The sequence below is a fragment of the Mycobacterium sp. pR1184 genome, from assembly GCF_041287235.1.
Lineage (GTDB): Bacteria > Actinomycetota > Actinomycetes > Mycobacteriales > Mycobacteriaceae > Mycobacterium.
Map to the genome: position 1 here is coordinate 240700 of NZ_JBGGKR010000001.1, position 21966 is coordinate 262665.

The window sequence follows — 21966 nt, forward strand, 5'->3', positions numbered from 1 at the left end:
GCTAGGTTGCCAGCCAGGAAAGCTCGCCGGGTAATTGCAAACGCCACCACGTCATGTCGTGGCCTCCGACGGTGAAGCTTACCGCCGGAGGCGTTTTGAGTTGGCTCACGAATTGGCGTGTCGCGGGATAGAAACGGTCGAATGTCCCGCAGTCCACCCGCAGCGGAATCTGCGACAGCGCCGGCAGGCCCACGACGCTGTTGGTCAGCCAGTCCTCTTCGCTGTCAAACGCTTTGGGTGCGCAGTCGGCGTAGGACGGGTACAGCGCCGGGCTGATTGCGCAGATCCCCGCGGTCCGCGACGGCCCCAGCTTGGCGCCCAGATGCAGTGCCCCGTATCCACCCATGGACCAGCCCATGAAGCCCACCCGAGACGTGTCCATGCCCATCGAGCCCAGCATCGGCAACAGCTCGTCGAGGACCATCGCACCGGAGTCGGTGCCGTCGGCCCGCTTGTGCCAGTAGGAGTCGCTGCCGCCGTCGACGCCGACCACCGCGAACGGCGGCTTGCCCTCCTTGACCAGCCGGGCCAGCGCGTCCTCGACGCCGCAGTCCAGCATCATGTTCGCGTCGCCGTCCTTGCCGTGCAGCGCGATCACCGGTCGCAGCGGCCCACTCTGCGACATCTGCCCGGGCGGCAGCGCGATCACCCAGTTGGTCTTGACCCCGCCGCGCGCCTTGGAGATGAACGAGCCCGTCAGTTTGTTGGGCAGGTTGCTGCTCGCCGTCGACGGTTCGAACGGGGACGGCAGTGGCGCCGCTCGTGGTTCCAGCGGATCCAGCCAGGCGCTCAACGCCCACGCGCCAGCGGCCGCAACGGTGGCATTGGCGCCCAATCGCAGCACCGCGCGGCGGTTCGGTTCAGGCACGAGCGTCATAATGCCGCGCACACAGCGTCATTCCGACCCCGTCGCGGAGTTTGGAAGGGCTTTGTGATGCGGCAGTCATCGAGCAGTGACGTGCGGCGCAGCACAGTCGGGCGGATTGAATCTGCGAGGTTTCAACTCTCGCGCGGCGCACCGTGCTTCGCGACGCTGGAGCTTTCGTGCATGGTTCCGAAACGAATGCTGATCAAGAACGGAAGAGGACTCGATGACTCTGGCATTTCACTGGTTCTTGCCGACGTACGGGGATTCGCGCAATCTCGTCGCCGGCGGGCACGGTACGTCGATGCACGGCGACCGGCCCGCGACGCTGCGGTATCTGCACCAGATTTGCGCCGCCGCCGAGGACAACGGTTTTGAGGCGGTGCTCACACCGACCGGATTGTGGTGTGAAGACGCCTGGTTGACGACGGCGACGCTGATCGAGCGCACCGAGACACTGAAGTTCCTGGTCGCCTTCCGCCCGGGGTTGCTGAGCCCCACCCTGGCCGCACAGATGGCCGGCACCTTCCAGCGCCACTCGGACGGACGGCTGCTGCTCAATGTCGTCACCGGTGGCGAACCCCACGAGCAGCGGGCCTACGGGGATTTCCTGGACAAGCAGGCGCGCTACGCCCGCACCGCCGAATTCCTCGACGTGGTGCGGCAATTGTGGACCTCGAAAGAACCGGTGACGTTCGCCGGTGAGCACGTTCACATCGAGGGCGCACAACTGAACAATCCGCCCGACCCGATTCCCGAGGTGTTCTTCGGCGGCTCGTCCGGGTCGGCCGGGCCCGTCGCGGCGAAGTACTCCGACGTCTACCTCACCTGGGGTGAACCGCTGGCGGCCGTCGGCGAGAAATTGGATTGGGTGCGCGGGCTGGCCGCCGACGTCGGGCGGACCCTGAAATTCGGACTACGGATCCACGTCATCAGCCGCCCGAGCGCCGAGGAAGCCTGGGCCGAGGCCGAGCGACTGCTCGAGGCGATCGACCCGGCGGACGTTGAACGCGTGCAGGCGAGCCTGGCCCGCAGCGAATCCGAGGGGCAGCAGCGAATGCTGAAGTTGCACGGCGGCAACAGCAGTCAGCTGCTGATTGCGCCCAACCTGTGGGCCGGCGTCGGCCTGGTGCGCGGCGGTGCGGGCACCGCGCTGGTCGGGTCGCACGAGGAGGTCGCGCAGCGACTGATCGAATACGCCGACCTCGGCATCGACCACTTCATCTTGTCCGGATACCCGCACCTGGAAGAGGCGTACTGGTTCGGCGAAGGCGTGCTGCCCCTGCTGGAGCGCCGGGGCGTGTGGAAGCACCCCAATCGCAAGTCCCGGCAGCCGGCCTCGTCGACGCCGTTCGCCGCCGCCTCGGCGCAATAGCCATGGCCACGACGCTGCCCGCCCCGGCACCGGCGGACAACCTCGACGAATCCGACGCCGACCGGCGCCGGCGCCTGCGCACCGTCGTCGCCGCGAGCCTGCTCGGCACCACGGTGGAGTGGTACGACTTCTTCCTCTACGCCACCGCCGCCGGGCTGGTGTTCAGCAAGCTGTTCTTTCCCCACGCCAGCTCGCTGGTGGGCACGCTGCTGGCGTTCGCGACGTTCGCGGTGGGGTTCGTGATGCGGCCCGTCGGTGGCCTGGTGTTCGGCCACATCGGGGACCGGATCGGGCGCAAACGCAGCCTGGCGCTGACGATGCTGATCATGGGAGGTGCGACGGCGCTGATCGGCGCGCTGCCGAGCGCCGCCGCGATCGGGGTGTGGGCGCCGATCCTGCTGCTGGTGCTGCGCGTGCTGCAGGGTTTCGCACTCGGCGGTGAGTGGGGCGGTGCGGTGCTGCTGGCCGTCGAACACAGCCCCGGCGACCAGCGCGGCCGGTACGGCGCGATCCCGCAAATCGGCCTGGCGCTGGGCCTGGCGCTGGGGACCGGCATCTTCGCGCTCCTGCAGGTCGAGTTGGGTTCGGCGGAGTTTCTCGCCTACGGCTGGCGGATCGCCTTCCTGCTGAGCCTGGTGCTGGTCGTGGTCGGCGTCCTGGTGCGGTGGCGCGTCGACGAGACACCGGCGTTCCAGGAGCTGCGCGGCCTCGAGGCGGCGTCCACCGTGCCGATCCGCGAGATTTTCCGCGGCGGCCGCTCCAGGCGAAACACCTTGCTGGGATTGCTTTCTCGGTGGGCCGAGGGTTCGGCGTTCAACACCTGGGGCGTGTTCGCGATCAGCTATGCCACCGGGGCGCTGGGCTTGCACAAGGTGCCCGTCCTGGTCGTGGTGACCATCGCCGCCCTGGTGATGGCGGTGCTGTTGCCCGTGTCGGGCGCATTGACCGACCGGTACGGCGCCCGGCGGGTCTACCTGGTGGGTGTGGTGTGCTACGGCCTGGTGACCTTCCCGGTATTCGCCCTGTTCGGCACCAAGAACCTGGTGTTGTTCGGGCTGGCGATGGTCGTCGTGTTCGGTGTCGTGCACGCGCTGTTCTACGGCGCGCAGGGCACGCTGTTCTCGTCGCTGTACCCGACCCGGACCCGTTACACCGGCTTGTCGTTCGTCTACCAGTTCTCGGGCATCTATGCCTCCGGGGTGACGCCGATGATCCTGACCGCGCTGATCGCCGCGACCGGAGGCACGCCGTGGCTGGCGTGCGGGTATCTGGTTGCCACGGCGGCCATTAGCGTGATCGCCACGGCGTTGATCCGCGACCAAGATCTCTACCTCTAACCCCCGTGCACAGTCGCTTTCCTCAGTAGGCTGCACTACTGGAGTTGTCGTTCCCCCGTCGGCAGCCGCCGAGGAAGCGAGAAGGCAAGTGACTGACGCCAACGTCGCCGGTTTCGAGTCGTTGTACGACCAGGCGGAGCACACCGACCGGCGGATCCCCTGGGACATCGGCGGCCCGCAGCCCGCCGTCGAGCAACTGGTGGCCTACGGCGGGATTCGCGGCGAGGTGCTCGATCCCGGTACGGGTCCCGGCTACCACGCCATTCATTTTGCGGCGCAAGGGTATTCGGCAACCGGGATCGACGAGTCGCCATCGGCTATCGAGCGGGCCAAGCGAAACGCCGAGCGGGCCGGAGTCCACGTCGATTTCCAGGTGGCCGACGCCACCAGGCTGGAAGGTTTCGACGGCCGATTCGACACCGTGGTGGACAGCGCGTTCTATCACGTGTTTTTGAATGACGAGGACATCCAGACCCGGTACGCGCAAGCGCTGCACCGGGCCACCAAGCCCGGGGCTCGTCTGTACATGTTCGAATTCAGCCCCCACAACGTCAACGGCCTGCAGTGGACCGGGATACCGGCCGACAATTTCGAGCGGGTACTCGGTGGCAGTGGGTGGCGCGTCGACTACTTGGGTGCAACGACCTACCAGGCTCGCTTCCTCAAGGAGACGTTCGACGCGATGAAAACCTTTGCGTCCGACCAGCAGGGCGAGATTCTGGAGAAGATGCGACCGCTGGTGCATCGACTGGGCGTGATCGATCCGCTCTTGGAAGATCACCGGGTGCACTTACCGGTGTGGTCCGTGGTGGCCACCCGCCTGGATTGACCAGGTTAGGCGGCGCCCAGGTGGTGGCCCAACCGACGATGTGCTGTGGTTAGTCACCAGCACCAGGTGGCGGGCACGCCGGGAGGGCGCAGTATGGCCAGCACTTCAGAACTGCGCCAAGGACTTTCGCAGCGGCAACTGAGCATGATCGCGCTCGGCGGGGTGATCGGCGCCGGGCTGTTCGTCGGGTCGGGCGTGGTAATCCGGGACACCGGCCCTGCCGCATTCCTGGCGTATGCGCTGTGCGGGGTGCTGGTCGTCCTGGTGATGCGGATGCTGGGGGAGATGGCCGCCGCCAACCCGTCGACCGGATCGTTCACCGATTACGCGGCCAAGGCGCTGGGCGGCTGGGCCGGATTTTCGGTGGGTTGGCTGTATTGGTATTTCTGGGTGATCGTCGTCGGGTTCGAGGCGGTCGCCGGCGGCAAAGTCCTCAACTACTGGTTTCACGCGCCGCTGTGGGTGCTGTCGCTGTGCCTGATGGTGTTGATGACCGCGACGAACCTGTTCTCGGTGACATCGTTCGGCGAGTTCGAATTCTGGTTCGCCGGAATCAAAGTCGCGACCATCATCGTCTTCCTCGGCATCGGTGCGGCTTTCGTGCTCGGCCTGTGGCCGGGGCGGCACGGCGGGTTCGCCAACCTGACCGCCCACGGCGGATTCTTCCCCAAGGGCATCGGTGCGGTCTTCGCCGCGATCGTCGTGGTGATCTTCTCGATGGTCGGTGCCGAGATCGTCACGATCGCCGCGGCCGAAAGCCGCGACCCGGCGCTCGGGGTACAGCGGGCGACGCGCTCGGTGGTCGTGCGCATCGCGATCTTCTTCGTCGGCTCGGTCTTTCTGCTCGTCGTCATCCTGCCGTGGAACTCGGTCGAGCCCGGTGCTTCGCCGTATGTCGCGGCGTTCAAGCAGATGGGCCTGGCCGGTGCGGATCAGGTGATGAACGCCGTGGTGCTCACGGCGGTGCTGTCGTGTTTGAACTCCGGCCTCTACACCGCGTCGCGCATGCTGTTCGTGCTCGCTGCGCGCAACGAGGCGCCGATGCGGCTGGTCAAACTCAGCGGCCGCGGGGTCCCGCACTTCGCCATCTTGTTCTCGTCGGCGATCGGGTTTCTGTGCGTGCTCATGTCCTGGCTGGCGCCGCGCACGGTGTTTTTGTTCCTGCTCAATTCCTCGGGCGCGATCATCTTGTTCGTCTACTGGCTGATCGCCCTGTCGCAGATCATCCTGCGCCGGCGCACTCCCCCGGAGAAGCTGCGATTGAAGATGTGGTTTTTCCCGGTGCTGTCGATCCTCACGCTGGCCGGGATCACCGCCGTGCTGGTGCAGATGGCGTTCGACCATTCGGCGCGCAGCCAGTTCTGGTTGTCGCTGTTGTCCTGGGCGTTCGTGCTGGGACTGTATTTCGTGACCCGCGCGAGGGTTCGCCGCGCCGCCTAGGACGTCTTGGTGAACAGCACCGCCTGCTCGAACGGCAGCCGCCCGAAGACCTTCTGCGTCCCGCCGCTGACATGCTCGGCGGCTTCGTCGCGGCTGACGATCTGGGGGTCGGTGATGCCGAACGTCTTGCCGTGGCGCCGCATCTTCCCGCCGCCGGCGGCCTTGAGGTTCTTCAGCCAGTCGCGGTCCGGGCCGTAGGTCAGCAGCACCGCGATGCCGGGTTTGCCCTCGACGGTCGCGTTGAACGCGCTCACCGGCGTGCGGAACTCCTTGCCGGATTTGCGCCCGGTGTGCTCGATGATGGCGAAGGACGGGGCCCAGCCGGCCCACATCTTCTGGATGGGGTTGGTGACGTGCCGGTTGAACCGGGCCAGGCCTTGGGGAAGTTGCATGACACCATCCAACTCCGGGTCGGCGGCCGACTTCAAGGCGTCGCCGCTTAATCCGGCGCAAACGGTGCACGTTCATTGCATGGCTGCCTCGGCCGGCGCTGCCCACGAACGCGCCGCCGAGAACACGCGGCGGCCCGCCGCGACCCGATGGCCGCGCAGGAATCCGACCAACAGGACGCCTGACTGCTACACCCTGTAGTTGAGCGATCGGTGAAGGCTGGGACACTGGTCGGCATGGGCAGCACTGATCAGGCGACCGCGTCGGTGCGCACCTCGGCGCGGTTGTTCGACGACGCCTGCAAGGTCATCCCCGGCGGGGTGAACTCGCCGGTGCGCGCGTTCACCGCGGTAGGCGGCACGCCGCGCTTCATCACCGAGGCGCACGGGTGCTGGCTCACCGACGCCGACGGCAATCGTTACGTCGACCTGGTCTGCTCCTGGGGGCCGATGATCCTGGGCCACGCGCACCCCGCCGTGGTCGACGCGGTCGCCAAGGCCGCGGCCAACGGTCTGTCGTTCGGGGCACCCACCCCGGCCGAGTCCGAGCTGGCTACTGAGATCATCGGCCGGGTCGCGCCGGTCGAGCGGCTTCGGCTGGTGAATTCCGGCACCGAGGCCACGATGAGCGCGGTGCGGCTGGCCCGCGGCTTCACCGGCAGGGCCAAGATCATCAAGTTCTCCGGCTGCTATCACGGTCACGTCGACGCGTTGCTGGCCGACGCGGGATCCGGGGTGGCGACGCTGGGACTGCCGTCCTCGCCGGGCGTCACCGGCGCCGCCGCCGCCGACACAATTGTGTTGCCCTACAACGATATTGATGCGGTCCGCGAAACGTTCGCCCAGTTCGGAGATCAGATCGCCGCGGTGATCACCGAGGCCAGCCCCGGCAACATGGGCGTCGTCCCGCCGGCCGCGGGCTACAACGCGGGACTACGGACGATCACTGCCGAGCACGGCGCGCTGCTGATCGTCGACGAGGTGATGACCGGTTTCCGGGTCAACCGAAGCGGTTGGTACGGAATCGATCCCGTCGACGCGGACCTGTTCACGTTCGGGAAGGTGATGAGCGGTGGGCTGCCCGCTGCCGCGTTCGGCGGACGGGTCGACGTGATGGAGCGCCTGGCGCCGCTGGGGCCGGTGTATCAGGCCGGCACCCTGTCGGGTAACCCGGTGGCGATGGCCGCCGGGCTGGCCACCCTGCGCACCGCGGACGACGCCGTCTACGCCGCGCTGGACGCCAACGCCGACCGTCTGGCCGGTCTTTTCTCCGATGCACTCACCAATGCTGGTGTGCCACACCAGATTCCGCGGGCCGGCAATATGCTCGGGGTGTTCTTCACCGACACTCCGGTCACCGACTTCGCGTCGGCTCGCAACAGCCAGACGTGGCGCTATCCGCCGTTCTTCCACGCCCTGCTGGACGCGGGGGTCTACCCGCCGTGCAGCGCGTTCGAGGCGTGGTTCGTCTCGGCAGCACTCGATGACAGCGCGTTCGAGCGAATCGGGGAAGCGCTGCCCGGTGCCGCGCGCGCTGCCGCGAGCGCGACCCAACAGGGAGCATCTTGATGGCCGAACAAACCCGGGTGCACGTGATGCGCCACGGCGAGGTGCATAACCCCGACGGCATCCTGTACGGGCGGCTGCCCGGATTTCACTTGTCCGACCGGGGTAAAGCGCAAGCGGCGGCGGTCGCCGACGCGCTGGCCGGCCGCGACATCGTCGCGGTCATCGCCTCGCCGCTGCAGCGGGCGCAGGAGACCGCGACTCCCATCGCGTCCGGGCTCAACCTGCCCATTCACACTGATCCCGATCTGATCGAGTCGGCGAACTTCTTCGAGGGCAAGCGCATGTCCCCGGGTGACGGCGCCTGGCGGAATCCACGCTTCTGGTGGCAGCTGCGCAATCCGTTCACGCCGTCGTGGGGTGAGCCCTATCGCGAGATCGCGCAACGCATGTCGACCGCGGTGGACAAGGCGCGGGCCCGCGGCGCGGGCCACGAGGTGGTGTGCGTCAGCCATCAGCTGCCGGTGTGGACGCTGCGGCTGCACCTGACCGGCCAACGGCTGTGGCACGACCCGCGGCGGCGCGAATGCGACCTCGCCTCGCTGACCACCCTGGTCTACGACGGCGACCGGCTGGTCGACGTCGAATACTCCCAACCGGCGCGCGGCACCTGACCGTGCTTCGGTCGATGATCACCGTGGCTGTGTTGGCAATCTCCGGATTGCTGACCGGCTGCTCGGCTGGTCATGATGCCGTCGCGCAGGGCGGCACCTTCGAATTCGTCTCTCCCGGAGGCAAAACCGACATCTTCTACGACCCGCCATCGAGTCGCGGCCGCCCCGGCCCGCTATCCGGACCGGACCTCGCCGACCCGTCGCACACGCTGTCGGTGGACGACGCGATCTTCGCCGGCAACGTCGTCGTCATCAACGTCTGGGGCCAGTGGTGCGGGCCGTGCCGCGCCGAAGTCACCCAGCTGCAGCAGGTGTATGACGCCACCCGCGAATCGGGGGCGTCATTCCTCGGCATCGACGTGCGCGACAACAATCGCCAGGCGGCCCTGGACTTCGTCAACGACCGGTCCGTCACCTACCCGTCGATCTACGACCCGGCGATGCGCACCCTGATCGCATTCGGCGGCAAGTATCCGACCACCGTCATCCCGTCGACGCTGGTGCTGGATCGCCAGCACCGGGTCGCGGCGGTGTTCCTGCGGGAGCTGCTGGCGTCCGATCTGCGGCCGGTGGTGCAGAAGCTGACCCAGGAAGCGCCGCCGGGCGTGAAGGCGCCGGGGCAGCAGGGTTCGTCTCGATGACCGGTTTCGCACAGACCGCCGCCGCCGGGCCCTTGCTGGTGGCGATGGGGGCCTGCGTGCTCGCGGGGCTGGTGTCGTTCGCCTCGCCCTGCGTGGTGCCGCTGGTGCCGGGCTACCTGTCTTATCTGGCCGCGGTGGTCGGAGTGGACGACCAGCCGGGGTCTGGGGTGGTCAAAGCCCCGCCTGCGACCCGGTGGCGCGTCGCCGGATCGGCGGCACTGTTCGTCGCCGGATTCACCACGGTGTTCGTCCTCGGCACGGTCGCGGTGCTCGGGATGACGACGACGCTGATCACCAACCAGCTGGTGCTGCAGCGCGTCGGCGGCGTGCTGACCATCGTGATGGGATTGGTGTTCGTGGGGCTCATTCCCGCTCTGCAGCGCCAGGTCCGGTTCAGCCCGCAACAGCTGACGACGGTCGCCGGGGCGCCGGTGCTGGGTGCGGTGTTCGCGCTGGGGTGGACGCCGTGTTTGGGCCCGACGCTGACCGGCGTGATCACCGTGGCCTCGGCCACCGAGGGCGCGAATGTTCCCCGTGGCATCCTGCTGGTGATCGCCTACTGCCTGGGGTTGGGAATCCCATTCGTGCTGTTGGCTTTTGGCTCGGCCCGCGCGGTCGCCGGCCTCGGCTGGCTGCGCCGGCACAGCCGGGCCATCCAGGTCTTCGGCGGCGCGCTGCTGATCGCGGTCGGGGTGCTGCTGGTCACCGGCGTCTGGAACGACTTCATCTCCTGGCTGCGCGACGCGTTCGTCAGCGACGTGAGGTTGCCGATTTGAGGCACGCTCTCGCTTGGATGCGCAACACCTGGCGCGCGCTGACCTCGATGGGCACCGCGCTGGTGCTGCTGTGTCTGCTGGCGCTCGGCGCGATCCCCGGAGCGCTGCTGCCGCAGCGCAGCCTGAACGCGGGCAAGGTCGACGAGTATCTGGCCGCCCACCCGACGATCGGCCCGTGGCTGAATCGGCTGCAGGCCTTCGACGTGTTCTCCAGCTTCTGGTTCACCGCCATCTACGTGCTGCTGTTCGTCTCCCTCGTCGGCTGCCTGACCCCGCGGATGATCGAGCACGCCCGCAGCCTGCGCGCTACGCCCGTCGCGGCGCCGCGCAACCTGGCCCGGCTACCCAAGCACGCCAGCTCGCAGCTCACCCTGGCCGACGAGGCGGACCTGAACGCCGTGGCGAACAAGATCGCCGGGCGGCTGAACGGCTGGCGCACCGCGATCCGCCACGAGGACCACGCCGTTGAGATTTCGGCCGAAAAGGGCTACCTACGCGAATTCGGCAACATCGTCTTCCACTTCTCGCTGCTGGGCCTGCTGGTCGCCGTCGCCGTCGGCAAGCTGTTCGGCTACGAAGGCAACGTCATCGTCATCGCCGACGGCGGCCCCGGCTTCTGCTCGGCCTCACCGGCCGCGTTCGACTCGTTCCGCGCCGGCAACACTGTCGACGGCACCTCGCTGCACCCAATCTGCGTACGGGTCAACGACTTTCAGGCGCACTACCTGCCGTCCGGGCAGGCCACGTCGTTCGCCGCCGATATCGACTACCAGGACGGTCGCGACCTGGCGGCCAACAGCTGGCGGCCCTACCGGCTGGAGGTCAACCACCCGCTGCGGGTCGGCGGCGACCGGGTCTATCTGCAGGGCCACGGCTACGCGCCCACCTTTACGGTGACCTTCCCCGACGGGCAGCAGCGGACGTCGACCGTGCAGTGGCGCCCCGACAACCCGCAGACCCTGCTCTCGTCGGGGGTGGCGCGCATCGACCCGCCGGCCGGCAGCTACCCGAACGCCGCCGAGCGCCGCCAGCATCAGATCGCGATCCAGGGCCTGCTGGCGCCGACCGCGCAACTCGACGGCGCGCTGTTGTCGTCGCGGTTCCCGGCGCTGGACGCCCCGGCGGTGGCCGTCGACATCTACCGTGGCGACACCGGCCTGGACACCGGGCGCCCGCAGTCGTTGTTCACCCTGGATCCGCGGCTGATCGAGCAGGGCCGGCTGACCAAGGAGAAGCGGGTCAACCTGCGCGCCGGCCAGGAGGTGCGCATCGACCAGGGGCCCGGCGCGGGCACCACGATCCGGTTCGACGGCGCCGTGCCGTTCGTCAACCTGCAGGTTTCCCACGACCCCGGCCAGGCCTGGGTGCTGGTCTTCGCTGTCACGATGATGGCGGGGCTGCTGGTCTCGCTGCTGGTGCGCCGGCGCCGGGTATGGGTTCGTCTGATGCCGGTGGAATCGGCCCCCGGTACGGTGAACGTCGAGCTGGGCGGCTTGGCCCGCACCGACAACTCCGGTTGGGGCGACGAGTTCGAAAGGCTCACCGAGCGCTTGTTGACCGGGCTGAGCGAGCCGGCTGCGGCCGCGCCCGCCGCGGCCGGAAGGGACCTCACATGAACACCCTGCACGTCAATATCACCCTGGCGCGCTACTCGGACTGGGCGTTCACCTCGGCGGTGGTGGCCCTGGTCGTCGCGCTGCTGCTGCTGGCCTTCGAGCTCGCCTACGTCGGCAGCAGGCGATCCGACAACCGGGAGCGGGTCCTGGCCGGCGTGCGCGCCGACAGCGCCACCCCCGGCATCGTCGAGGACGTCGACCGGCGGCCGGTCGACGAACGCGCCGGGCGGGCCGGGCTGGCGGTCGTCTACCTCGGCATCGGCCTGCTGCTGGCCTGCCTGGTGCTGCGCGGCCTGGCCACCATGCGGGTGCCGTGGGGCAACATGTACGAGTTCATCAACCTCACCTGCCTGTGCGGGCTGATCGCCGGGGCAATCGTGCTGCGCCGCCCGCAGTTCCGTCCGCTGTGGGTTTTCCTGCTGCTGCCGGTGCTGATCCTGCTCACCGTGTCCGGGCGCTGGCTGTACACCAATGCCGCTCCCGTGATGCCGGCGCTGCAGTCCTACTGGCTGCCCATCCACGTGTCGGTGGTCAGCCTGGGCTCCGGGGTGTTCCTGGTCGCCGGCATCGCCAGCATCCTGTTTCTGCTGCGCACCGCGCGGTTCGGCGACCCCACCGCCGATCAGCGCGCAGAGGGCGCGCTGCAACGTGTAGTGCATCGGCTGCCCGACGCGCAGACCCTGGACCGCATCGCCTACCGCACCACGATCTTCGCGTTCCCGGTCTTCGGTTTCGGGGTCATCTTCGGGGCCATCTGGGCCGAGGAGGCCTGGGGCAGGTATTGGGGCTGGGATCCCAAGGAGACGGTTTCGTTCATCGCCTGGGTGGTATACGCGGCGTACCTGCATGCCAGGTCGACCGCGGGATGGCGAGACAGAAAGGCCGCCTGGGTCAACGTGGTCGGTTTCGTGGCCATGGTCTTCAATTTGTTCTTCGTTAACCTGGTCACCGTGGGCCTGCATTCGTATGCCGGCGTGGGCTGACAGTTAGGAAGCGACACCGCAACAAGGGGGAAATGCACGTGGCTGAGCAGTCATCGAGTGGCGTGGGGGCGCCCGAACATCCGACGGCTGATGTGAATCCGCAGGAGCAGCAGTCGGCCGGTGAGACGGCTGCCGATCCCAACACCGAGGCGCCGACCAGGGCTTTCGCCGGCTTCCGCACCGAGCGTCGGCTGCCGGTCCCCGAGCGGCGCGAAGCACCAGCGCCGCCCCCGGCCGGGATGCCGCCCTGGGATTCCACGCCCGTGACCGGCATCCCGCGCGTCGACCCGACCGCGTACGGCGCCTATTACAACGGCCAGGCCGACGCGCCGGCGCCAGCCCCGGCGCCGTACCGCCGCGAGCACCTGCCGCACACGCCGTATCCGGAGCTGTCCACCGGCATGCTGCTGCGCCCGATCAAGCCGCCGCCGTCGGAGGGCTGGCGCCGCCTGGTGTACGTGCTGTCCGGCCGGACGATCAACCTGGGGGAGAGCCCCCGGGCCGCCCGGCAGAACAACTTGGTGGCCTCGGTCAACCGGCCGCTGCGCGGCTCCTACCGGATCGCGGTGATCTCCCTGAAGGGTGGCGTCGGCAAAACCACAATCGCCGCCACCCTGGGTGCCACCTTCGCCGAGATCCGCGGCGACCGGGTGGTGGCCGTCGACGCCAACCCCGACCGCGGCACCCTGAGTCAAAAGGTCCCGCTGGAGACCGCGGGCACCGTGCGTCACCTTCTGCACGACGCCGGAACCGTCGAGCGCTACAGCGATGTCCGCCGCTACACCTCGCGGGGCCCGAGCGGGCTGGAAGTGCTGGCGTCGGACAGTGATCCGGCGGTGTCGGAGGAATTCGACGCCGACGACTACACCCGCACCCTGGCCATCCTGGAGCGCTACTACGGCCTGGTGATCACCGATTGCGGGCCCGGCCTGCTGCACTCGGCGATGTCGTCGGTGCTGGAGAACGCCAACGTTCTGATCGTGGTGAGTTCTGGTTCCATCGACGGTGCGCGCAGCGCCTCGGCGACGCTGGACTGGCTGGACGCGCACGGCCACGAAGCGCTGGTTCGCAATTCGATCGCCGTCATCAACGCGGTGCGCCCACGCAACGGCAAGGTCGACATGAACAAGGTGGTCGATCACTTCTCGCGGCGCTGCCGCGCGGTGCGGTTGGTGCCCTACGACGCTCATCTCGACGAGGGCGCCGAGATCCACCTGGATCAGATGCGGCGGGAGACCCGTGAAGCACTCGTCGGCTTGGCTGCCGTTGTCGCCGAAGGGTTTCCGGGAGACCAGCCGAACCTCGGCATCGTCTGACGGAGGGGTCAGCGGGGGTTGTCGTCCCCGCTTCCCAACCGCCGCATGAAGTCTGGATCGTCGTCTGGCCCGATGACGCGCGTCTTCGGCCGGTGCGCCTGCGATCGCGCCGCGCGCCAGCCAATGTAGATCAGCGTCCCCAAGACCAGGACGACCACCAGGTAGAGCACTGCACACCTCCTGTGAGCGAATATACTCGCGCCGTAGGCTCGAGCTGTGTCAGAAGGGCCGAGCGACAACAGCACTGGGAACCATCCGCCGGACGGTGCGCAGCAGCGCACTCGCGACCGCGTGGTGGTCGACGTTTTGCTTTACGCCGCGGCGCGGCTGCTGCTGGCGGTCGTGCTCACCGCGGTGATCTATCTCGTGGCGCGACTGCTCGGCGTCAACCAGATCCCGATCGTCGTCGCGGCGCTGTTCGCGTTGGTCATCGCGATGCCGTTGGGCATCTGGGTGTTCGGCCCGCTGCGCCGGCGTGCCACGGCCTCGCTCGCGGTTTCCGGCGAACGCCGCCGCGCCGAACGTGAACACCTGCAAGCCCGGCTGCGCGGCGAGGCCGTCGACGACGAGCCCTCCGAGAGCTGAGCTCAGTAGTTGGGCATCCGCACGACCTGCGCTGCGTAGCTCAGGCCGGCGCCGTAACCGATCAGCAGGGCCAGATCGCCGGGCCGGGACGCCCCGGTCGCGAGCAGCTCGGCCATCGCCAGCGGAATCGACGCCGCGGACGTGTTCCCGGTGTGCTCAATGTCATTGGCGACGATCGCGTCCGGGCGCAGGTCCAGATTCTTGGCGAGTACCTCGTTGATCCGGGCGTTGGCCTGATGCGGGATGAACACGTCGATCTGATCGGGTCGCACCCCCGCGGCGTCCATCGCCTGTCGCCCGACCTTGCCCATTTCGAATGCGGCCCAACGGAATACAGCGCTGCCTTCCAGTCGGAGAAACGGGCGCGGGCCGGTCGGGTTCTCGGTGTAGGCGATCCAGTCGATGTCCTGACGGATGGCCATGGCCTGTTCGCCGTCGCTGCCCCACACGGTTGGCCCGATACCCTGCTCGGGTGTCTCGCCCACCACCACCGCGGCGGCGCCGTCGGCGAAGATGAAGCAGTTGCTGCGGTCGAGCATGTCGACGGTGGGGGACAGTTTCTCCGAACCGATGACCAGCATCTTGGCCACGCTGCCGCCGCGGATCATGTCGGCCGCGATGCCGACGGCGTAGCCGAAGCCGGCGCATCCGGCCGAGACGTCGAATGCGGGCACACCGGTGGCGCCCAACGCCGAAGCGACCGCCGGCGCGCTGGCCGGGGTCTGCAAGAACTGCGTGCTGGTGGCGACGATGACGCCGTCGATGTCGGTCGCTTCCAGCGAGGCCCTGGCGATAGCTTCCCGGCTGGCCTCGATCGACATAGACGCGACGGATTCGTCGGCGGCGGCGAAGCGGCGGGTCTTGATGCCGGTGCGCGAGTAGATCCACTCATCGGACGAGTCGATGTTGCGACACAGCTCCTCGTTCGTGACCACGCGTTCGGGGCGGTACGCGCCGACGCTGAGCAGTCCGACGTTCCTGGGTCCACTGATCGCGGCGATCTGCTGCATTGCGCTCCTCGCTCGGTCTAGCGGTGTAAGGGCTGTCACACCGACGCTAACGTGTGTTACCGGAATCCGACGACGTCTTCGTGAAGGAATCCCGTTATCGGGTGTGTAATGACGGCGACGTCAACGCACACGAGAAGCCCCGAGCGCGCACTGACGCCGGATGCGTCAATGCGCCAGCGCCAAGGCCGTGGCCACCGCGACCGCCCAGACCAGCATCGTCAGGCCGGTGTCGCGCAGCACCGGGATCAGCTCGGGGCCGCCGCGCCCGGATCGCACCGGCCCGGCGGCGCGCAGCGCCAACGGGGTAGCGATCAGGCCCGCCGCGCACCACGGCGTCGCCCACATCAGCGCCAGGGTCAGCACCCCGGCGGTTGCCAGCAGTCCCTGGTAGAACACCCGGGTGTAGGTGTCGCCGAGGCGCACCGCGAGGGTGATCTTGTTGGCCTGCGCGTCGGTCGGGATGTCCCGCAGATTGTTGGCCACCAGCACCGACGACGACAGCGCGCCGGTGGCCACCGCCAGCTCCAGCCCCACCCAGTCCACCTGCAGCGCCTGGGTGTACTGGGTGCCCAGTACGGCGACCAGCCCGAAGAACACGAACACCGCGACCTCGCCGAGACCCGCATACCCGTAGGGCCGCGAGCCGCCGGTGTAGAGCCAGGCGCCCGCGATGCATACGACACCGACCGCGATCAGCCACGGCGCGGACAGCAGGGCCAGCGCCAGACCGGCCGCGGCGCCCACCGCGAGCGAGGCCACCGCGGCGGTCAGCACCGCTCGCGGCGTCGCCAATTTCGATCCCACCAGCCGTGCCGGGCCGGTCCGGACGTCGTCGGTGCCCCGGATGCCGTCGGAGTAGTCGTTGGCGTAATTGACCCCGACCGTCAGCGCGACGGCGACGGCCAGCGCCAGCAGCGCTTTCCACCACACGGCGCTGTGCAGCCATGCCGCCGCGCCGGTGCCCGCGATGACCGGTGCGATCGCGTTGGGCAGCGTCCGCGGCCGGGCTCCCGAAATCCACTGCGCAAAAGTGGCCACCAGGGCATCCTGCCCTATGCACCACAATGGGCGAATGCCCGCCGGTGACGATGCAGAGCGAAGCGATGTGGGGGTACCACCCGCTTGCGGGGAGAGGAAGCGGCGTAAATGCTCGGAGTGATCGGCGGCAGCGGCTTCTATACGTTCTTCGGCTCCGACGTTCACCACGTCACCCCGGACACCCCGTACGGGCCGCCCAGCGCCCCGCTGACGGTCGGCACCGTCGGGGAGCACGAAGTCGCCTTCCTGCCCCGGCACGGTGTCAAGCACGAGTACTCGGCGCACACCGTGCCGTATCGCGCCAACATGTGGGCGCTGCGCTCACTGGGGGTGCGACGGGTGCTCGCGCCGTGCGCGGTGGGCAGTCTGAATCCCGGCTATGGACCGGGTTCCATCGTGGTGCCCGATCAGCTGGTGGACCGCACCAACAGCCGCGCCGACACCTACTTCGACTCCGGTGCGATTCACGTCGACTTCGCCGACCCGTATTGCCCGGTCTTGCGCGAGGCGGCCACCGGCCTGCCCGACGTGGTCGACGGCGGCACCATGGTGGTGATCCAGGGCCCGCGATTTTCCACCCGCGCCGAGAGCCAGTGGTTCGCCTCGGCGGGTTTCACCCTGGTCAACATGACCGGGTATCCGGAGGCGGTGCTGGCTCGTGAGCTTGAAATATGTTATGCGGCAATCGCTTTGGTGACCGATCTGGACGCCGGTGTCAGCCATGGTGAGGGGGTGAAGACGGTCGACGTGATGGTGGAATTCGAGAAGAACATCGAGCCGTTCAAGACGCTGGTGCGCGCGGCGATCGGCCGGGTGGCCGCCGAGCGCGACTGCACGCACTGCCTGTCGCACACCGGTGTCACGCTGCCCTTCGAGCTGCCGTGAGGGTGCTGCTGACCGGTGCGGCCGGCTTCATCGGGTCGCGGGTGGACGCGGCGCTGCGCGCGGCGGGTCACGAGGTGGTCGGTGTCGACCTGCTGTTGCCTGCCGCGCACGGACCAGATTCGTTGCTGCCCAAAGGATGTCACCGGGTCGACATCCGGGACGCCGACGCGCTTTCCCCGCTGCTCGATGGTGTGGATCTGGTGTGTCACCAGGCCGCGATGGTGGGTGCGGGCGTCGACGCGGCCGACGCGCCCGCCTACGGCGGTCACAACGACTACGGCACCACGGTGCTGCTGGCGCAGATGTTCGCCGCCGGGGTTTCTCGCCTGGTGCTGGCGTCGTCGATGGTGGTGTACGGGCAGGGTCGCTATGACTGCCCGCAGCACGGGCAGGTCGACCCGCTGCCGCGACGGCGCGCCGACCTGGATGCCGGGGCCTTCGAGCACCGCTGTCCGCTCGGCGGCGAGGAGCTGACCTGGCGGCTGGTCGACGAGGATGCCGCCCTGCGCCCGCGCAGCCTGTACGCCGCCAGCAAGACCGCCCAGGAGCATTACGCGCTGGCGTGGTCGGAGTCGACGGGCGGCTCGGTGGTGGCGCTGCGCTACCACAACGTCTACGGCCCGGGCATGCCGCGCGACACCCCGTACTCCGGAGTGGCGGCGATCTTCCGCTCGGCACTGGAAAAGGGTGATCCACCAAGAGTTTTCGAAGACGGCGGCCAGATGCGAGACTTCGTCCACGTCGATGATGTGGCGGCCGCCAACCTCGCTGCCACCGCGCAGCGCGACGGCTTCACCGCGGTCAATGTCTGCTCGGGACGGCCGATCTCGATCCTGGAGGTGGCGACCGCGATCTGCCAGGCGCGCGACGAGGCGGTGTCCCCGGTGATCACCGGGCAGTACCGCAGCGGCGACGTGCGCCACATCGTTGCCGACCCCGCGCGCGCCGCCGAGGTGCTGGGCTTCCGCGCGGCGATCGATCCGCGCGAAGGCCTGCGCGAGTTCGCGTTCGCGCCGCTGCGCTGACCCGCGCTACGAGGGGTCGTGCGGCGGCCGGTAGATCTGCGGCTTGGCGACCGGTATCTGGGTGGTGGCCGAATCGTCACCGCGGAAGATCCGCGGCGAGCCGGCCAGTTGCGGTATTGCGGTGGTTGGTGATTCGCCGGTGTGGATCCGGGTCGTCACGTCGGCCGGCGCCGCGGAGGTCGGGATGTGGGTCGTCGGCGCCTCAGCGTTCTGCGTGAGGGCACGCCTGCGCGCGGCCCGGCGACGCCGTCGCAGCCGGCTGAAGTGCCCGGTGACGATCGCCGCCACCAGGATGCACACCGCCAGCGCGGACAGCGCCACGTCGAAGGTGCTGGTGATCTGCTGGGCGAGATCGTTTCCGTAGACCGGGTTTTGCACCGCATTGGGTGCTTCCTGGAACCGTGGCGCCAGCACCACGCCCACGATGACCCGCGAAATACTCAGGGTGGCAACAAGTCCGGACAGCGTCGTGATCAGCCGGGCCGACGCCGACGCTTGGCCCAGGCTGATCCGCAGCCAGACCGCCAGCGCGGCGGTGGCCGCATCGAACGCGGCGAGCACCACGCTGTCGTAGCGGGAGTACGGGTAGTTCAGGCTCACCGCCACCCCCAGGTCGGTGATCCGCATCGCGACCGATCCCAGGCACCAAATGATGATGAGCAGCAGCCCGGTTCGGGCCGCCGCCCGCCAGGCGCCCTCCTCGGACGACACTGTGCGGGCGCGCCCGAACAGCGTGCGCGGCACGAAGATCGCCGCGGCCGCGGCCCACGCCAGATAGCCTTCGAACCCGACGCCCGCCGTCGACGTGTTCTGCGCGATGCCGTGGAACGCGTCGATGTCACGGCCGACCGGGAGCAGCCAAACGATGATCCCGGCGACCAGCGTCGAGGCCCCCAGCGCGATCGTCGCCAGCCGGGTTGCCCTGGTGCCGCTGAGCAGCCACCGCGAGGCGACGAGCACCGCGATCAACGCGACCAGGCCGTACACCGTCGCCGTCACGATCACCGCGATGTTCTGCTTACCGAAGTCGCCACCCGAGTCGCCCAGCGCGTACTTCACCCGCCAGTACAGGGTGAAGCCGAAGCTCAATGCCGCGGCCAGCATCGAGATGTAGCCGATGATCTGGGCGGAGCGGTGCCGCCCGTCGGCGGTGTCGTCGTCCGGCGCGGCGCCGTGACCGCCCGACTGGGTGCTCAGCAGCGCGCCGGCCACACCCAGCCAGGCGCCCGGCCCGACGCCGCCCGGCACGGTTACGGTCCCGCCGAAGCGCACGGTCTCGAATGCGTCGAACCCGACGAAGGCGAGCAACAGCAGCAAATAGGGAACGTTGAGCGCCAGCCGAAGCGTGCCGACCGTGCGCCCGGAACCGGGCAAAGCGATGGCGATCAGCGAAAGCAGCGTCACCCCGATCAGGGCGGCGAACACCGACGTGTTGCTGTCGGCGATCGCGATGCCGAAATACAGGTTCCACGGCAGCAGCGCCGCGGCGAGGAGCAACACGGCGGCGCTTAGGTCGGCCACGACGTTGCGTCGCGGGGCCGGCACTCCGGCAACTTGCGGGCCCGCGGCCGGCACACCCCTGATGGGCCCGGTCGGCGCCTCGTCGCTGCTCTGGCTCACGGTTCCCCCCGGGTATCGAGGACGGTTACGGACGGCGCACATTCGCTCAGGCGGGCAGGGAACCCCCTGCCGCGGCGACTTCGTTGCTTACTTGGAAACATAATCTCCGTTCGGACGACGCGGGAGTGACCGCCCGGTTTGGGAACGCGGTTACGCTGCGCCTGTAGGCGAACGGGGTCGCCCGAATGATTGTTACTGCCGACGGTACCGAAGTGTAATGATGCCGGGACAAGCTGGTTGCGGGGTCGGCCAGCCGAAGGAGAGCAGGTATGGACGTCGTTTTGGGGGTCGCTGTCACCGGCCCCGTCGCCCGCTTGGCGCTTGTCGGAGCGGGTGCCGGCGGCAGTGACGTGATCGACCAATCCGTCGTCGACCTGGCTAACAACCCCGTCGAACAGCTCACCGAAACCGTGGTCGGCACGAATCGGCTGCTGGCGAACGACAACCACCGGCTGGTCGGGACCCGGCTGTGCTGGACCGACCATCCCAGCGCCGACCAGCTGCGCCAGGCGCTGGAGGATTCCGGCGTCCACAACGTCGCGGTGCTGTCGCAATCGCAGGCGGTGACGGCCCTGATGCGCGCGGCGGGCCGGTCCGGCGGCGCGCTGGTGGTGGACGACAACACCGCGACGCTGTCGGTGGTGGGCTCGTCCGACGGGGATCCGGACGCGCCGCCGACCATGCTGGCCAGCGAGCTGCTGGGCGGTGACGCCAGCGGCACGCTGGACACGATGATGGCCCGGCTGGGTGAGCACCCCGGCGCCACCAACGACGTGTTTCTGGTGGGCGCCTCGTCGGATCTGACCGGGGTGGCCGATCAGCTGCGCGACGCGACGATGCGGGTGCAGATTCCCGAGGACCCCACCTTCGCGCTGGCCCGCGGCGCCGCGATCGCGGCCGCACCGCCGGCCCCGGACTCCACTGCGATGGCCCCGGCGGTCGGGCTGACCGGCGATGCGACGGCGATGGCGCCCGCGGCCGGGCTGACCGGCGATGCGACCGCGATGGCCCCGTCCGCCGGGTTGACCGATCCTGCCGCGGTCGACCAGCTGGCCTACTCGATGACCGACGATGACGACGACCTGTTCGGGGGCGAGGTCGACGATTTCGACGACTTCTACGAGGACGACCCCGACGCCGAGACCGGCCCGCTGAAACTGAGCCGCCGATCGCTGCTGGTCGGCAATGCCGTGATCGCGTTCGCGGTCATCGGCGTGGCCTCGCTGGCCGTCGCGGTGGTGGTTGCCGTCCGGCCGACCGCGGCGCAGGAGCCGGTGGTGGGACACCAGAACGCCGCGCCGGGCAAGTTCATGCCGCTGTTGCCGACGCAGCAGCAGGCGCCGGTGCCCCCGCCGCCCCCGCAAGCGCCGAACGCGGGCTACCAGGGCGGCGTCATTCCGGCTATGCCGCAGGCGCCCGTGGGTCCGGCACCGGTCGCTCCCGCTCCGGAAGCGCCGGTCGCACCGGTAGTTCCAGGCCTGGTGCCCAACCCGGACGGGCCGATCCCGATTCCGGTGCCGATCATCGTCCCGTACCCGGGCTGGCGGCCCCAGCCACCGTGGTATCCGCCGTACACGCCGCCGACCTACACGACGCCGACGACGCCGACCACACCGACCACACCGACGACGCCGACCACACCGACCACGCCGACCACGCCGACGACGACCCCGTACACGCCGCCGACGACACCGACGACCACTCCGATTACGCCGACAACGACCGTCCCGCCGACAACGACGACGTATACGCCACTCACGCCGACGACGACGGTCGCGCCCACCACGGTCGCTCCCACGACGCAGGCGCCGACTCAGCAGACCCAGACGCAGCAGACCCAGACGCAGCAGACCCAGACGCAGCAGCCGACGGTCCAGCCGACGCAGCAGCCCACGGTCCAGCCGACGCAGCAGCCCACCCAGCAGCAGACGGTGGCGCCGAAGCCGCCCACGCAGCAGCAGACGGTGGCGCCCAAGCCCCCGCCGCAGACCGTCGCCCCCAAGCCGCCATCCAGCGGCGGAGGCGGCCACTCGTCGTCCGGGTTCTGATCGCGGCT

At 68.8% G+C, this 21966-nt stretch carries 21 protein-coding genes; 15 read left to right on the forward strand and 6 right to left on the reverse strand.

From position 1 onward, the window contains the following. Nucleotide 1: 1 nt before the first annotated feature. On the reverse strand, nucleotides 2–877 hold the full coding sequence (locus tag ACAG21_RS01235; RefSeq protein WP_370494247.1) for an alpha/beta hydrolase: 876 nt from the start codon (nucleotides 875–877) through the stop codon (nucleotides 2–4). Between the two features lie 214 nt (nucleotides 878–1091). Between ACAG21_RS01235 and ACAG21_RS01240 the strand changes: the two genes are divergently transcribed. The 4 genes from ACAG21_RS01240 to ACAG21_RS01255 all read left to right on the forward strand — a co-directional run bounded on the left by ACAG21_RS01240 (nucleotide 1092) and on the right by ACAG21_RS01255 (nucleotide 5846). Next, on the forward strand, nucleotides 1092–2240 hold the full coding sequence (locus ACAG21_RS01240) for an LLM class flavin-dependent oxidoreductase (protein ID WP_370494248.1): 1149 nt from the start codon (nucleotides 1092–1094) through the stop codon (nucleotides 2238–2240). A 2-nt stretch (nucleotides 2241–2242) separates the two neighbouring features. Further along, the gene (locus ACAG21_RS01245; RefSeq protein ID WP_370494249.1) at nucleotides 2243–3577 is read left to right on the forward strand and encodes an MFS transporter; all 1335 of its coding nucleotides are present in this window, start codon (nucleotides 2243–2245) and stop codon (nucleotides 3575–3577) included. An 88-nt stretch (nucleotides 3578–3665) separates the two neighbouring features. Next, nucleotides 3666–4406: a class I SAM-dependent methyltransferase gene (locus ACAG21_RS01250; protein WP_370494250.1), complete on the forward strand. Its 741-nt coding sequence runs from the start codon at nucleotides 3666–3668 to the stop codon at nucleotides 4404–4406. 93 nt (nucleotides 4407–4499) lie between these two features. Continuing rightward, the gene (locus tag ACAG21_RS01255) at nucleotides 4500–5846 is read left to right on the forward strand and encodes an amino acid permease (RefSeq protein ID WP_370494251.1); all 1347 of its coding nucleotides are present in this window, start codon (nucleotides 4500–4502) and stop codon (nucleotides 5844–5846) included. On the opposite strand, the gene ACAG21_RS01260 is transcribed toward ACAG21_RS01255, so the two are convergent. Then, on the reverse strand, nucleotides 5843–6238 hold the full coding sequence (locus ACAG21_RS01260) for a nitroreductase family deazaflavin-dependent oxidoreductase (RefSeq protein ID WP_370494252.1): 396 nt from the start codon (nucleotides 6236–6238) through the stop codon (nucleotides 5843–5845). The two genes, ACAG21_RS01255 and ACAG21_RS01260, sit on opposite strands and share 4 nt — an antisense overlap. 234 nt (nucleotides 6239–6472) lie before the next feature. On the opposite strand from ACAG21_RS01260, the gene hemL reads away from it, so the two are divergent. The 7 genes from hemL to ACAG21_RS01295 are packed head-to-tail and all read left to right on the forward strand — an operon-like array spanning nucleotide 6473 to nucleotide 13747. Beyond that, a complete protein-coding gene (gene hemL, locus ACAG21_RS01265; protein WP_370494253.1) occupies nucleotides 6473–7804 on the forward strand; it encodes a glutamate-1-semialdehyde 2,1-aminomutase in 1332 nt (443 codons plus the stop codon). Continuing rightward, the gene (locus ACAG21_RS01270) at nucleotides 7804–8415 is read left to right on the forward strand and encodes a histidine phosphatase family protein (protein ID WP_370494254.1); all 612 of its coding nucleotides are present in this window, start codon (nucleotides 7804–7806) and stop codon (nucleotides 8413–8415) included. The genes hemL and ACAG21_RS01270 overlap by 1 nt, the downstream gene beginning before the upstream one ends. A gap of 14 nt (nucleotides 8416–8429) precedes the next feature. Continuing rightward, complete coding sequence (locus tag ACAG21_RS01275) at nucleotides 8430–9056, forward strand: TlpA disulfide reductase family protein (protein ID WP_370494255.1); 627 nt, start codon at nucleotides 8430–8432, stop codon at nucleotides 9054–9056. Continuing rightward, a complete protein-coding gene (locus tag ACAG21_RS01280) occupies nucleotides 9053–9832 on the forward strand; it encodes a cytochrome c biogenesis CcdA family protein (RefSeq protein WP_370494256.1) in 780 nt (259 codons plus the stop codon). Before ACAG21_RS01275 ends, ACAG21_RS01280 begins: the two co-directional genes overlap by 4 nt. 17 nt (nucleotides 9833–9849) lie before the next feature. Continuing rightward, nucleotides 9850–11448 carry a cytochrome c biogenesis protein ResB gene (locus ACAG21_RS01285; protein WP_370494257.1) on the forward strand — a complete coding sequence of 533 codons (1599 nt, stop codon included), beginning with the start codon at nucleotides 9850–9852 and terminating at the stop codon, nucleotides 11446–11448. Next, nucleotides 11445–12431 (forward strand): c-type cytochrome biogenesis protein CcsB, encoded by a 987-nt coding sequence (gene ccsB, locus ACAG21_RS01290; protein ID WP_370494258.1) that lies wholly within the window; start codon nucleotides 11445–11447, stop codon nucleotides 12429–12431. Before ACAG21_RS01285 ends, ccsB begins: the two co-directional genes overlap by 4 nt. A gap of 32 nt (nucleotides 12432–12463) precedes the next feature. Beyond that, nucleotides 12464–13747: a MinD/ParA family protein gene (locus ACAG21_RS01295; RefSeq protein ID WP_370494259.1), complete on the forward strand. Its 1284-nt coding sequence runs from the start codon at nucleotides 12464–12466 to the stop codon at nucleotides 13745–13747. Nucleotides 13748–13755: 8 nt separating this feature from the next. Here the strand turns inward: ACAG21_RS01295 and ACAG21_RS01300 are convergent, their stop codons facing one another. Beyond that, nucleotides 13756–13917 (reverse strand): hypothetical protein, encoded by a 162-nt coding sequence (locus tag ACAG21_RS01300; RefSeq protein ID WP_370494260.1) that lies wholly within the window; start codon nucleotides 13915–13917, stop codon nucleotides 13756–13758. A gap of 46 nt (nucleotides 13918–13963) precedes the next feature. On the opposite strand from ACAG21_RS01300, the gene ACAG21_RS01305 reads away from it, so the two are divergent. Then, nucleotides 13964–14332, forward strand: coding sequence for a DUF4229 domain-containing protein (locus tag ACAG21_RS01305; RefSeq protein ID WP_370494261.1), 369 nt, complete (start codon nucleotides 13964–13966; stop codon nucleotides 14330–14332). Nucleotides 14333–14334: 2 nt separating this feature from the next. Here ACAG21_RS01305 and fabH read toward each other — a convergent pair whose 3' ends face one another. Both fabH and ACAG21_RS01315 read right to left on the reverse strand, forming a co-directional pair. Beyond that, nucleotides 14335–15342: a beta-ketoacyl-ACP synthase III gene (gene fabH / locus ACAG21_RS01310; protein ID WP_370494262.1), complete on the reverse strand. Its 1008-nt coding sequence runs from the start codon at nucleotides 15340–15342 to the stop codon at nucleotides 14335–14337. A gap of 165 nt (nucleotides 15343–15507) precedes the next feature. After that, the gene (locus tag ACAG21_RS01315; protein ID WP_370494263.1) at nucleotides 15508–16380 is read right to left on the reverse strand and encodes a 1,4-dihydroxy-2-naphthoate polyprenyltransferase; all 873 of its coding nucleotides are present in this window, start codon (nucleotides 16378–16380) and stop codon (nucleotides 15508–15510) included. A 108-nt stretch (nucleotides 16381–16488) separates the two neighbouring features. On the opposite strand from ACAG21_RS01315, the gene ACAG21_RS01320 reads away from it, so the two are divergent. Next, nucleotides 16489–17265, forward strand: coding sequence for an S-methyl-5'-thioadenosine phosphorylase (locus ACAG21_RS01320; RefSeq protein WP_370494264.1), 777 nt, complete (start codon nucleotides 16489–16491; stop codon nucleotides 17263–17265). Continuing rightward, a complete protein-coding gene (locus tag ACAG21_RS01325) occupies nucleotides 17262–18290 on the forward strand; it encodes an NAD-dependent epimerase/dehydratase family protein (RefSeq protein ID WP_370494265.1) in 1029 nt (342 codons plus the stop codon). The genes ACAG21_RS01320 and ACAG21_RS01325 overlap by 4 nt, the downstream gene beginning before the upstream one ends. A 6-nt stretch (nucleotides 18291–18296) precedes the next feature. Here ACAG21_RS01325 and ACAG21_RS01330 read toward each other — a convergent pair whose 3' ends face one another. After that, nucleotides 18297–19952 (reverse strand): hypothetical protein, encoded by a 1656-nt coding sequence (locus ACAG21_RS01330; RefSeq protein WP_370494266.1) that lies wholly within the window; start codon nucleotides 19950–19952, stop codon nucleotides 18297–18299. Between the two features lie 227 nt (nucleotides 19953–20179). On the opposite strand from ACAG21_RS01330, the gene ACAG21_RS01335 reads away from it, so the two are divergent. Beyond that, entirely contained in the window at nucleotides 20180–21958 is a 1779-nt protein-coding gene (locus tag ACAG21_RS01335) for a hypothetical protein (RefSeq protein ID WP_370494267.1), read from the forward strand. The last annotated feature ends 8 nt before the right edge of the window (nucleotides 21959–21966 follow it).